At 45.3% G+C, this 12,335-nt stretch carries 13 protein-coding genes; 4 read left to right on the top strand and 9 right to left on the bottom strand.

The annotated features are described in order from the left end of the window. Positions 1-24: 24 nt before the first annotated feature. The 6 genes from AB0L18_RS00285 to radA form a co-directional block, all read right to left on the bottom strand. Positions 25-1,617 carry a CotH kinase family protein gene (locus tag AB0L18_RS00285; protein ID WP_367390585.1) on the bottom strand — a complete coding sequence of 531 codons (1,593 nt, stop codon included), beginning with the start codon at positions 1,615-1,617 and terminating at the stop codon, positions 25-27. Between the two features lie 163 nt (positions 1,618-1,780). Continuing rightward, on the bottom strand, positions 1,781-2,014 hold the full coding sequence (locus AB0L18_RS00280; RefSeq protein WP_367390584.1) for a hypothetical protein: 234 nt from the start codon (positions 2,012-2,014) through the stop codon (positions 1,781-1,783). 29 nt (positions 2,015-2,043) lie between these two features. Then, positions 2,044-2,520, bottom strand: a complete 477-nt coding sequence (locus AB0L18_RS00275; protein WP_367390583.1) for a fatty acid hydroxylase — start codon at positions 2,518-2,520, stop codon at positions 2,044-2,046. A 52-nt stretch (positions 2,521-2,572) separates the two neighbouring features. Next, positions 2,573-3,322 (bottom strand): tetratricopeptide repeat protein, encoded by a 750-nt coding sequence (locus AB0L18_RS00270; RefSeq protein ID WP_367390582.1) that lies wholly within the window; start codon positions 3,320-3,322, stop codon positions 2,573-2,575. A 200-nt stretch (positions 3,323-3,522) separates the two neighbouring features. After that, positions 3,523-4,125, bottom strand: coding sequence for an RNA polymerase sigma factor (locus tag AB0L18_RS00265; RefSeq protein ID WP_367390581.1), 603 nt, complete (start codon positions 4,123-4,125; stop codon positions 3,523-3,525). Positions 4,126-4,165: 40 nt separating this feature from the next. After that, on the bottom strand, positions 4,166-5,542 hold the full coding sequence (gene radA / locus AB0L18_RS00260; RefSeq protein WP_367390580.1) for a DNA repair protein RadA: 1,377 nt from the start codon (positions 5,540-5,542) through the stop codon (positions 4,166-4,168). Between the two features lie 530 nt (positions 5,543-6,072). Here radA and AB0L18_RS00255 point away from each other — a divergent pair. Then, the gene (locus tag AB0L18_RS00255; RefSeq protein ID WP_367390579.1) at positions 6,073-6,840 is read left to right on the top strand and encodes a Bax inhibitor-1/YccA family protein; all 768 of its coding nucleotides are present in this window, start codon (positions 6,073-6,075) and stop codon (positions 6,838-6,840) included. A gap of 50 nt (positions 6,841-6,890) precedes the next feature. Here AB0L18_RS00255 and AB0L18_RS00250 read toward each other — a convergent pair whose 3' ends face one another. After that, positions 6,891-7,499, bottom strand: a complete 609-nt coding sequence (locus AB0L18_RS00250) for a flavin reductase family protein (RefSeq protein WP_367390578.1) — start codon at positions 7,497-7,499, stop codon at positions 6,891-6,893. A gap of 85 nt (positions 7,500-7,584) precedes the next feature. Beyond that, the gene (locus AB0L18_RS00245) at positions 7,585-8,259 is read right to left on the bottom strand and encodes a hypothetical protein (protein ID WP_367390577.1); all 675 of its coding nucleotides are present in this window, start codon (positions 8,257-8,259) and stop codon (positions 7,585-7,587) included. Between the two features lie 282 nt (positions 8,260-8,541). Between AB0L18_RS00245 and AB0L18_RS00240 the strand changes: the two genes are divergently transcribed. Further along, the gene (locus tag AB0L18_RS00240; protein ID WP_367390576.1) at positions 8,542-9,237 is read left to right on the top strand and encodes a tetratricopeptide repeat protein; all 696 of its coding nucleotides are present in this window, start codon (positions 8,542-8,544) and stop codon (positions 9,235-9,237) included. A gap of 12 nt (positions 9,238-9,249) precedes the next feature. On the opposite strand, the gene AB0L18_RS00235 is transcribed toward AB0L18_RS00240, so the two are convergent. Beyond that, the gene (locus AB0L18_RS00235) at positions 9,250-10,017 is read right to left on the bottom strand and encodes a hypothetical protein (RefSeq protein WP_367390575.1); all 768 of its coding nucleotides are present in this window, start codon (positions 10,015-10,017) and stop codon (positions 9,250-9,252) included. A gap of 221 nt (positions 10,018-10,238) precedes the next feature. On the opposite strand from AB0L18_RS00235, the gene AB0L18_RS00230 reads away from it, so the two are divergent. Both AB0L18_RS00230 and AB0L18_RS00225 read left to right on the top strand, forming a co-directional pair. Further along, complete coding sequence (locus tag AB0L18_RS00230; RefSeq protein ID WP_367390574.1) at positions 10,239-10,985, top strand: ABC transporter ATP-binding protein; 747 nt, start codon at positions 10,239-10,241, stop codon at positions 10,983-10,985. 48 nt (positions 10,986-11,033) lie between these two features. Then, a complete protein-coding gene (locus tag AB0L18_RS00225; RefSeq protein WP_367390573.1) occupies positions 11,034-12,254 on the top strand; it encodes an ABC transporter permease in 1,221 nt (406 codons plus the stop codon). Positions 12,255-12,335 lie beyond the last annotated feature (81 nt).

Raw genomic sequence — 12,335 nt, 5'->3', positions numbered from 1 at the left:
GATTTTTTACAAAAAAAACAGCTGTTACTGATTGACTTCGCGTAAGCTGGTTTTGTATTGTTCGAAATTGTAGTGGCTGGGGCTAAAGCTTACGGTCTTAACGTTTTCGGCCATCAGGTAGTATTGAATACGATCTTGACCTTCGGTTGGTTTGATCACAACACCAAAGATGTTATCGTTGGCTTGGCCATCATAATGCTCGCCATCATTGCTCATGGGGACCATTTTGAAAGCCTCATTTTCGTTAAAACGATAGTAAAGGTAGACATTCTTTGGGTAGTCTTCCACCGTAGCGTGAATTCTGAACTCATCAAGTTGGGTACTTGAAAAGCGTTCGCGACCTTCAACACCAACTTTACTGATCGCAGGAGGAAGGAAAGTATAGACCTCTTGGCTCTCCAGCCAACCAGCTCTCTTGTCCATAAAATCAACGAGGCCAGGAATACGGCTACGCTTGCCAATGACTTCGGTTAGGCTTTGGTTAAATTCGACAGGGGTGTAATACTGGCCGGGATCATTGTGTCGTGCTTCGCTAATCATAGCTTGTAGGGCCTTCGCCCGGTTCTCCAGTTTGCCACTCATCACCCATTCTACCAGAATGGTACGGAAATGAGCGAGGTACTGCTTGTGATTCAACTCGTCAGCCAGCAATATGCTGATTAATGGCCGCTGCTCATTACCCTTGTGCAGGGTAGGAGAGAGGGTCAATAAATCGGTGGTACTCAGGTCTGATGAATTGATACCATCATTTTTGTAGCTCCCAAAGGCGAGGTTCAATTCCCCCAAAATAGGCGTAATCTTACCATCTTTAGGTTGGTACAAGTAATAGTTGCTGGCATACTGCCCAGAGTAGGAATTCAAATTAACCAAGAGGTTGTTAAACGCCAGCATCCACAGCGTTGCATCTACATCCAGAATTTTGTTCAGGTTAGCAGGATCATGGTTCAGGGAAGAGGACAACTCTTGCACCAGGCCGAGGTTGCCTTGTAAGGATTTCCAATTGGCTTCCACGCAAGTGAAGGATTTTTCGTATTGTAAAGAACCAAAGACATTGCGGTTACAGCCTTCCGCAACAATGGTCTGGGGTTCTTCTGTAGGGGATGCTAAAGCACCACTGGCATCTCCAAAGCGATTTTTGAGATAGCCTTCTTCAACGGCTTCCACATTGACGAACAACCCGTAGGGAGCACCATTGATGGTCACCTGTGCGAAATTGGCCGCTGGTGCATCAAAGTACGTACGAGCAATTTCACTTGCTAATACTTCTCTGACCAATGAGGGGTCCCTGAGGGCGCTGGACAGGTTGATGATGTGGTGGCCCTGGTAGTCCTTCGTGCCAAGGTCAAGGAAGAGTCCGTTCCGATTCCCGTTAGGGGTAAAGGAGCGTCCGTCTCGGTACCGAATTCCTACCTCGTTAAGTGGTTTGCCGTTTACTCGAATATCGCCCGTGAGGAGCTCTTCTCCGTTGAAGCGGAGGGAATCCAGTAGGTATTTCCAATTGTCGGCTTTGAAATTGATTTCAATTTTTTGGATTTTATCGGTTTGGTAGAAGTCTATTTGACTATTGCCCAAACTGCAAAAGAAGATAACGAGGAGTAGGGTAAGACTGTGCTTCATGGTAAAAGGAGTGAAACTGCTCTGGTGATGAAAATGGTGTATCTCGCATTCTATGGAGACAACACTGCAATATTAATGATTTTTACGCAGAACATTCCCTTTGCTTGGTAAGCAAGCTGACCCTTATGCAGGTGGTACGACGCTTTGAGGTAATGGTAGAAGATCAAGACGCTGCGGAGAAGAGTTGGCTGATGTGCAAGACTACATTCAGGAGCATGATGGCCGCTAAAGCCAGCCCTAGAAGGCGCATCCAGTTAGCATTCTGCTGACGGAAGCTTTCTGCACGTTCCCGGCGTTGGGGATCTTTAACCTTAATGATGCCACGGGCAAAAAGGTAGAGGTATACTCCAAGTGCTAACAACAATATTTCTACAAGAAGGCCAAGTAACTCCATCATTCACGATTTTGTGCAACCGCAAAGTTAAGCTAAGCTTCTACTTTTTTACGCTTACGAAAATATTTGCTGTTGACTATCAGTAGGCCAAAAGATTCTCCGGCCTCCTTTTCGCGATTGGCGTGATGTGCACCGTGTGCTCGCAGGATCGCTCTACTGTAACGGTTGTCCAACTGGCGAAACCACTTGAAACGCTGATGAATATATACGTCGTGGATAAGAAAGTAGATTAACCCGTAAATGGAAATTCCTATGCCTACAAACGTAAGCCAGAAGAGGTTTTCTACATTAAGCCCAATGATATAACTGGCCGCACTGGGAATGGCGAAGACGAGAAAGAATAGGTCATTTTTTTCAAAAAAACCTTCATCGTCCGGATGTGGCTGGTGGTGATCTTCGTGCCAGGTCCACAAAAATCCATGCATCACGTACTTGTGGGCAAACCAAGCAACAAACTCCATCGTGAGGATGGTAACCAGGATAATCGCAAGATAAATGAGTGTACTCATGGAATTTTTTTTCTAATACCTTGCCCTCTTAACAAAAAAATGGAACGATGGTTTATTTTTTTAGTTGCTTCAATAATTTAACCGCTTTTACAGACAACGGACCACTATCTGAGGGAACTTTCTCCAGGTAGCTGGCAGCAGCCTCAGGCTTGGCTTCCGCAAGGGCAAATAAAGCCGCATACCAGTAGGCTTGACCTTTGAGGAGCGGATGATTGAAAAGCGTTTTGATGGCGGATTGTGCTTGCTGAGGCTGGCCATTTTCCCAATAACTGATGGCCAAGGCTAATTGTAGGGTAGGGTTTTCCGAATCATTTTGCAGAATATTACTCAATTGCTCGATGGCGATAGTATAATCCTTTTGTTGATAGGCTTTTAGGGCTTTGCTATGCTGCTCATTTTCTTCTGCACCTCGGGTGGTGGCATCCAGTTGGTACACTTCATAGTTGGCGGCAAACAGCTGTTCCGGGCTTGGTTTTTGTTGCAACCAAAAGAGGATGCCCAGTGCGCCTATCAGCAAGGCGGCAGCCGCACTCCACCGCAACCAAAGTTGTCGGCCAATAGGGGCTATCCTGGCTGTTTGTTGCCCTACCGTTTCCTCGTGAATCATTTGTAAACGACTCCTCAGATCGTCCTGGCTTCCGTAGGCAATGCCCTGCCGCATTTCTTGTTGAAATAGGGTGTCTTTGGCCAACTCCGGCTCGTTAGCCAACCGCTGCTGGAACGCTTCGTGCGCCTGTCGATCCAGGTGTCCATCCAGGAAATCATCTATCTCATCCCAATAATGATCTTCTTTTTCACTCATTATGGCTAATTATCTATGCGATAAAGTATATTTTTCAACGTCAGAGGTTTTATAAAGTCGGAGGTCGGAAGTGGGAAATCGGAAGTATTTGTAACCTTTAGTAGCTGCTACTCCCACAATCAAGATTGATAGCAACGTAAAGGAATTTCTTTCCTTCTTGGATTTACGCGCATCCCATTACTTCCGACTTCTGACTTCCGCTACCCCCAAACCTCCTTCGCCACTGGTTGGGCCAAAACCCATTCCCGTAATTTTCGAAGGCAACGGGATTTTTTGTTTTTCGCAACCTGTTCTCCAGCGTAGCCCATGGTATCGGCAATATCCTTCATTTTAGATCGCTCAAAATAGTAAAGCTGCAATACCTTTTGGCAGTCACTACCTAGCTGCTGTAATCCTTGAGCTATGAGTTGGTTCCGGTCGTTATCTTCCAGAAGGTCGAGAATGCCAGCATCCAGACTTACGGTTTCCTGGTGAACATCCGTCAGGGGTGTTTCTCTTTTCTTTTTCCGTAGCTTCATCAACCAAAGATTTCGACAGATAGCATACAATAGGGTTTTCAAACTGGCAGTAAGGACAAAACCCGTTTGTCGACTCTTATGAAAAAGCGCCACCAAGCCGTCTTGGAAAATATCCGCTGCGTCTTCTCGCTCGCCGTTATTACGCAGCACCAGTTGCTCAATCATACCGTAGTGCAACTGATACAATGCCCGCAACCCTTCGTCTTGCTCATTGCTGCGATTGGATTGTAAAAACTGCAGTATTTCTTGGTCGTTGATCAACAGGGTTTGACTATTATTGCTCAAAATGTAAATAGGTAATCAAGCTGTTCAAAAAAAAGTAAAGTTACACAAAGAGCGCTTTATACAGTTCCTCCAACTTCCCAATAGTGTAAACCTTGATACCATACCGCTCCGTATCCAGCCCCTTGGTGTTGTAACGAGAAATAAAAATCTCTTTAAATCCAAGACGATCAGCTTCCTGAATGCGTTGTTCGATTCTATTGACAGCCCGAATCTCTCCTGATAAACCTACTTCTCCGGCAAAGCAAACATCGGTAGGAATGGCCACATCTTCATAGCTCGACATGATGGCGGCGATGATGCTCAAATCAATAGCTGGGTCATCAACACGGATGCCTCCGGCGATATTGAGAAAGACATCTTGTTGCCCCAGGGCAAAACCCGCTCTTTTTTCCAAAACAGCCAATAACATGCTCAATCGTCTCAAGTCAAAACCAGTGGCTGTTCGTTGAGGCGTACCATAAACAGCAGTACTTACCAAGGCCTGGGTTTCAATAAGCATGGGTCTTAAACCCTCCATGGTCGCCGCAATAGAACTTCCCGAAAGCTCTTCGTCTTTTTGTGAAAGCAGCAATTCTGAAGGGTTGGAAACTTCGCGCAATCCCTGTGTCTGCATTTCGTAAATCCCCATCTCATCCGTTGAACCAAAGCGGTTTTTGAGCGTCCGCAAAATGCGGTAGGAATAGTTGCGATCACCTTCAAACTGGAGGACCGTGTCTACAATGTGCTCCAATAATTTAGGGCCGGCAATACTCCCTTCCTTAGTGATGTGCCCGATGAGGAAGACCGGGATATTGGTTTCTTTGGCAAAGCGTTGCAGCTCAGCAGCACATTCCCGCACCTGACTTACGGTACCTGGCATGCTGTCTACATTGGGCGAGGAGAGGGTCTGGATCGAGTCGGCAACAATTAATTTGGGCTGCAATTCCAAGGCGTGGTTCAGTACCTTTTGAGTGTTCGTCTCGGTCAGGATAAAACAGTTGTTCATATTACCACCCAAACGTTCGGCCCGCAACTTGATTTGTTGCTCACTTTCCTCCCCGCTCACGTAGAGGACTTTAGCGTTTACCCCTAGCGCGAGTTGTAGTAAAAGCGTCGACTTACCAATTCCCGGCTGGCCGCCAAACAGGACGATGGACCCAGGAACGATACCCCCACCGAGAACGCGGTTGAGTTCTTGGTCAGGGCTTACGAGGCGCTCTATTTCTCCTGCCTGGATTTCAGGCAGAGGCACGGGCCGGGGACCAGTGCGTTTGGTGTCTTTTCGCCAGCTTTGGGTCTGCTCTTCGCGGGCATTGGTTTTTGAGATTTTTTCTTCTACCAGGGTATTCCATTCTCCACATTGGCGGCACTGACCTTCCCACTTGGGCGATTCACTACCGCAATTCCGACAAAAGAAAACTGTTTTAACTTTAGCCAATTTTTAATTTTTTGTTGGAACAATATTACGGCTTTTTATCTTTTTCTAGAAAAAAAACCAGAACTTATCTTAATGCTGACTGCTAATGCGCTTAATTGACACTATAGCAGCAATTTATTGTTGTTTTTCTATGAACAAATGAAGCTAAATAGATATTGTTGGTTTTCTTGATATGAAATTTTTTTGGGGAAAAGCAACCAATGAACTTATTTTTATTCTATATTTGTATCGTTGAGCAAATATAATAGCTTAACAGGAAGAGGTTTCTCCGCAAGAACTAGAGCAATTGAAAAGAAGCGCGCGGATTCGACAACCTTTCCAAATTCTATCGAAGATTGTTTTCATTTGGTTTTTTGGGGTTATACAGGGTCTTCCTTCGGGAGACCCTGTTTTCGTCTAGGAGATATCCATATTGGTCGAGTGTTTAAATTATCAATAAACACTTGGTGGTCTCTGATTGTATATATATTTTAGAGTTTTAATAAAAAGTTTGCTGGTAAATACGCTGGCAAAAAACAAGTACAATTTTTATGAAAAGAAGAGGAATGTTTTCGTCTTCCAGCAACCCGATGTTTCGGGAGAAAACGCTACAACGCGCAGCTCAGAACACATTGGATGGAGACTTTATTCAGACGGCCGGACAACGGATGACCGTTAGCGGAGCAGTAAATAAATCATTGATCCTGGGGGCTATCATGCTGCTTACGGCTACCATAGGTTTTACCTACGCCAGCCCCTTATTCATGTGGGGAGGTGCAATCCTGGGATTGGTGACCGTCCTGGCAGCAAGCTTTAAGCCGGAATGGTCAACCTTTTTAGCACCGCTTTACGCGGCCCTCGAAGGATTTTTCGTTGGTTCGGTTTCTATGATCTACGCAGCAGCGTTCTTCCCTGGGATTATCTTCCAGGCGGTTACGCTCACCATGGCCGTATTCTTTGTCATGCTTTTTGTTTACAAAATGGGCATCATCAAGGTATCAGAGAAGTTTCGTAGCGGGGTGATCATGGCTACCGGGGCTATTTTCCTGGTTTATATCGTCAATTTTGCCCTTTCTTTCTTTGGTATCAACTTGCCCTTTTTGCATGAAGGTGGCATGATCGGTATCGGTATCAGCTTGGTGATCATTGGCGTAGCCTCTATGAACCTACTGCTGGACTTTGATAATTTCGATAAAGGAGAGAAATTCGGAGCACCTGCTTATTACGAGTGGTTCTTCGCAATGGGCTTACTGGTAACGCTGGTATGGCTCTATATTGAAATCCTTCGCTTGTTGTCTATTCTTTCGTCAAGCGATTAATAATTATAATTCTGGTAAACGCGATTTCTCGCGTTTACCAGAATTGTTTTTTAGGGTCTAGGATAGTTTAATCTTGCGATCTGTTCTGTTTTATAATAAGTGTCGAGTCCAGCCACACTCAGTGTTCCCAACACTTGATGTTCTACGTGTCCACTTTCTGCTACTACCTCGTCGGGTACGATAACCTCTACTATTTTTCCTACTAGAAACAAGGTGTCATTGGCCTGGATATGGTGTTCTTCTACCAATTCTAACCCAATTTTTATTTTGCTTTCTTGCACGTAAGGTGCTGGATGAAGGTCGCCATATTGGGGCGTGAGCCCAACAGCTTTAAATTCCGAGGTCTCTAATGGATAATTGGCAGAACTTTGGTGAGCAGCCGCCAGTATTGCTTCATCTACGGTGTTGAGTGTAAAGAATCCCTGCGCTTTCATGTGGTGGTAAGTTTGCCGCGGTACCGTCAGGGGGCGCATGATAAACCCCAGAAGGGGAGGTGTGGCTCCAATGTGAACCACTGAGCTAAATAATCCCAGGTTTTCCACCCCGCGATGACTTTTGGTACCGATCAGGTGCAAGCCGCGTGGGCCGGGAAGCGTATTGAAAAAATTACGCCGGAAAAATTTTTCCATCTTAGGAAAATCGGCAGTGCTAAAGTGCATAAGTTATGTTTAGGTACACAACAAAAAGGCGGAAAGCTGGTTTTTGTTCACCTGCTTTCCGCAAAACGCCCTTCAGAAATATTTTTTAGACCCGGTAAGGGAAACGGCGGGCCATTACACGTGCCAGATGGCGAACAATTTCTGCGTGTCGATCATTCCAATCGGTCTGCACTACTTTGTCCGTATTCCAGACACTTATTCCTTTTTTTCCATCAAGGACGGAAGCGGAAAGAAATACATCACTCGTTTTCGTGGGAACAAACCAGGGGGCGTTGCCGCCAAAAATGCTGATAGCCGAAAGTGCCATACTTACGCCAAAAGACTCTAATTCTGTCAGGAACATATCCTTACGGATACTCGTTCGAATAACGGCATCGACGCCAAGTACTTCCGCAAGTTTGGTTGGCGACATGGTCCAGCTTTCGCGAAAACCAATACCCGCTTCTTCCAGTTTCGCGTTGGTTTCTGTGTAGTGCTGGAGGTTAATCAGGATTTCTCCTTCCCGCCTTCCGGAACGCTGAGCGACTTCGTCGAAAATAGCAATTTGAAAAGCAAGGCTTTCGTTTTCTTCGACTTGCTGGATCATTTCCGGAGTCATTTCTTCGGGAATTCTTCCAGTAGTGACGGTATGACTTGGTAAAATAGCGATGATCTGGTGTTCGCCGGCGTAGTCTTCATAGGCAGCTGTTTCGTAATATTTGGGGCTGCAGCTAAACCAACTGATCGTGAGGAGGAAAAGCAAGAACTGAAGCATTTTCATGAGGGGTATATTTTAGGTTATATAAAGAGATTTTTAGCTGTTATACCCCTAATTTACGCGTATCTCAGGCTTGATGCCAAGCCTGAGAAGGTGCTTTAGCATCATTTTAACCCATTGTGCCGGAATTAAGAAAAGGCTAACAAACACAGGCGTCATTCCCGTCTCGTTTTTGACGAATTGATAACATATTTTCCAAGAACTTTTACGTCAGATAAGCTTGCTATCGCGAAAAGCGTTTACCTTTGGAGACTGTATTTGCTAAGCCATAAAGAAGTGGCCTCCATGATGAAAGCCTTATTGTTCACTTTACTGTTTACATTTCTAGGGAGTGGTCTGTTTGCGCAAGACGCCCTCCAGGAAGCTCGTCGACTGAGTGATCGCCATGATTACCAGCAATCTTCCAGTCTTTTGCTCACCTATATTGATGAGCATCCACAACGGAAATATGACCTGGGGCGTGCCTGGATGCTACACAGCTACAACCTCCTTAAGGTGGGAGAGTTGGTCAAGGCGAAAGAAGCCAATGACCGTTCACTTAATTTGCGCATGCAGCTGCGCTCTGGGGATATTGCCGAGAATTATCTGCAAGCAGCACAAATCAGCCTTTCCAACAACCGCCCCGATGATGCCCTGGTAGCTGCCCAACAGGGCATGCAGATGTTGATTGAAAATCCGCGCTTATATGCCGATCTAAACATGGTTGCTGCGCAGGCACTCAATCTGATGGGGCGTTTTGATGAAGCCAATCGCTATTTTCAAACGGCCCGAGAAGTACTTAACATTGAGGTAGGTACGGATAATCCCGCTTACGGGATGTTGCTGAGATCTGGAGGCCGATTGTTGCAGCAACAGGGCCAGTACCAAGCTGCTTTCGATCATCTGGCTTTATCTTACTCAACCCTGCATACGCCGGTGGAAAAGGTCAAATCCCTATTGTTGGCATATGAGTTGTATTGGCAAATAAGCGTCAGAAAGTAATTATATAGACCTCTAAGGCTGGTAAAGACGTTGTGTAAACAGAAACTTGAAATTATCTTGCTCAATCGGCACGTTCATTTCAAGGGTTGTGGTATTGTCATAGCGAGGGAAGGCCACCAGACCTCTGATGCTCTCGCCCGGGCGTAAAGTGGTGCGCCTCAAGACAATATCTTGCCAGAAAGGAAGCTGTTCAGAAGAAGGTAAAGCCTCTGGATAGGCAGTAAGAATGGGATCCTGGTGAAAACTTATCCCCCAGGCAATGGTGGGAACTACAACATCCGCCGCAAAGTCAAGCGCATCATAATCATCACTGTCATAGTTATTATCACTTTCATTGTCTGTATCACTATCACTGGTTGCCGCAACGACCGCCGCTCCAACTAGCACAACGCCACCGACAATAGCTGCATTTTTTGCATTGGCCTCCTGTTGAGATGCCCGCATTTCCATAGATAATATGATGGCCTCGGGGTCAATAGCGGGAAGCTGGTAATTATTGGGGGTTTTTAAGGAAAGAACTTCAGGACTGATCAAAATGGGGGAGTCCTTTTCATTGAAAACTTCAACATCAAACAGCAAATAATTGCGATCAAAATGACTAAAAGCTGCTCTCACGATGACATCATCTTGTTTCTTCTCGGCAATGGCCTGGCCCTGGTACCAAAAGATGTTTTCTTGATCTTCAGGAGCGACGCGGATAATCTTTTGAGGCGTAAAGCAGCCGGTAAATAATAGGCTTATCCCAAAAAATAGTAGTAAGTCAAGGTAAGTTTTTAGCATAGTTAGGGGTGTTTCAGTTCTTTGTAAAGGTACTGAGGGAAGACCAGCGAAGACAATATGGCCCCTGTTAAAGTAGGGTTAAAATTGGTCGAATAGATAATCGGTTTAATCGAATAGCACGGAAATAGCGCTTTGAATTACCTAATATTATTCAATAAAGTCGAAAGGGTTGTAATAAAATTCAGTCCGTGATGACTAATAGACAAAACCAACACACTTACATGAGCACTTTAATTGAAGCACGCGGATTAATCAAGGATTTCGGTGATTTTCGCGCAGTAAATGATGTTTCCTTTCACGTAGCACCCGGGGAGATTTTCGGCCTGCTAGGCCCTAACGGTGCAGGAAAAACCACAACTTTAAGGATGTTGTCGGGCCTGTTAACACCCTCAGGAGGAGAGGCCATTATGAACGGCTACTCCATGCACAAAGAGCAAATGGCTGCTCGCCGTTCGCTCGGTTTTCTGACGGGCGACATGGATCTCTATCGTCGCTTAAATCCTCGGGAATTACTGATGTACTTCGGTAAACTTTACGAAACCCCCAAAGCGGAACTGAATAATCGAGTCGACCGACTCATTGAGGCTTTCGGGATCACTCCTTTCGTAGATCGGCATTGTGAAAAACTCTCCACGGGTCAAAAGCAGCGCGTTTCTATTGCGCGGACTTTGGTACATGATCCTAAAATTGTGGTGCTTGATGAACCAACCACTGGTCTGGATATCATGGCCTCGGAGTTTATCCTTCAGTTTATCCGCAAGATGGCCCGCGAAGAAGGCAAGGCCCTTATTTTTTCTACCCACAACCTTACAGAAGTAGAGCGGCTGTGCGATCGCATTGGTATTATCCATCAAGGAAACCTCGTCTATCTAGGAGATGTTGCTGGCATCAAACAGCAAACAGGGCAGGATACCCTACCTAAAGCCTTCTTTGAATTGGTTAAAGAAGACCAAATGGCAGGGGCTTAAACCCATGCTCCCTTTTTGATTATTAAGCCTTCAACAACAAAACAAAACATGAGAAGTCATATTATCGCTACCATATTTTCTAAAGAAATCAAAGAAGTACTTCGCGACAAGCGAATGCTCTACTTGATTATTTTATTACCGTTCTTCTTGTACCCGGTACTCTTTACCCTCATCGGTGGAGTAGGGGCTAGTCAGCAAGAGAAACTCATGCAGCAGGAAATTGCAGTATGGGTATCCCCCAACGCTACCGATACACCCTTGCCAGCTTTACTGGCCCAGGATCCTAGCCTTAAAGTAGAAATGAAAACCTTTTCGGAAACTGACCTGGAAGGACAGAAAAGGACGATAGGTATCCAATTACCCGATGATTACCAAGAGCGTATTGCCAATGGTAAATCAGCTGAAATTATTCTCTATGCTGACCAATCGCAAGATGTATTGAATATGCGAGAGCGTATTTTACGTACCCAATTGACAAGTATGGGAGATCAGCTGTTGAACGAACGACTGGCCAGTAAAGAGCTTAGCCCTGAATTTGCCAACCCTCTTACGATTGACAGCGTAGACCTTTCTCCAGAAGAAAGTGGCGACCGCATGATGGTTGCTTTTTTGCCGATGATGATCCTTTTATTTATCTTCATTGGTTGTATTTATATCGCTATTGATATCACTGCGGGCGAAAAAGAGCGCCGAACACTTCAGACCTTATTCACGACAACGGCATCCACCAAAGAAATTGTGGCGGGCAAGTTTCTTGCGGTTGCAGCAGTGGGGATTGTGAGTGCTACGATGAATATTTTGAGTTTGGTGGTTGCAATGAATATCCAGGCTTACCTTTTGGAAGAGGAAGCTGCGGGGATGGCCATGAATTTGGCACCAGCCGCATGGGCTTGGTTGGTGATCCTGGTATTGTTGACGACCTTGTTTTTAGGAGCTCTTTCGCTAGCCGTTGTACTTTTAGCCAACTCTTATAAAGAAGCCCAAAGTTATGTGAGCCCCCTCATGATGGTGGTACTGATCCCTGCAATGATGGCGATTATGCCAGGGGTAGAACTTAACATGCAAACCGCCTTGATTCCGGTTTTCAATGTAGCACTTGCTATTGTAGCTATCCTTAAAGGAAGTTTTGATACCAGCATTTTAGCTGTTGTTGCGGTAGCTAGTTTTGTCTATGGCATCCTGGCACTTTATCTCGCAAGCCTCAGCTTCGGCAATGAAAACATCATCACAGGTGAGAAGGTCAACTGGAAAGCACTTTTAGGAAAATAATTTGGAGTAATAATTACTGATTACCAGTAGATTAAAAGATACGTATAAAAAACGGGTAGGTGTTCAAGCGAACATTTGCCC

The sequence above is a fragment of the Lewinella sp. LCG006 genome (genome assembly GCF_040784935.1).
Lineage (GTDB): Bacteria > Bacteroidota > Bacteroidia > Chitinophagales > Saprospiraceae > Lewinella.
This window is presented reverse-complemented; position numbering and strand designations above follow the sequence as displayed.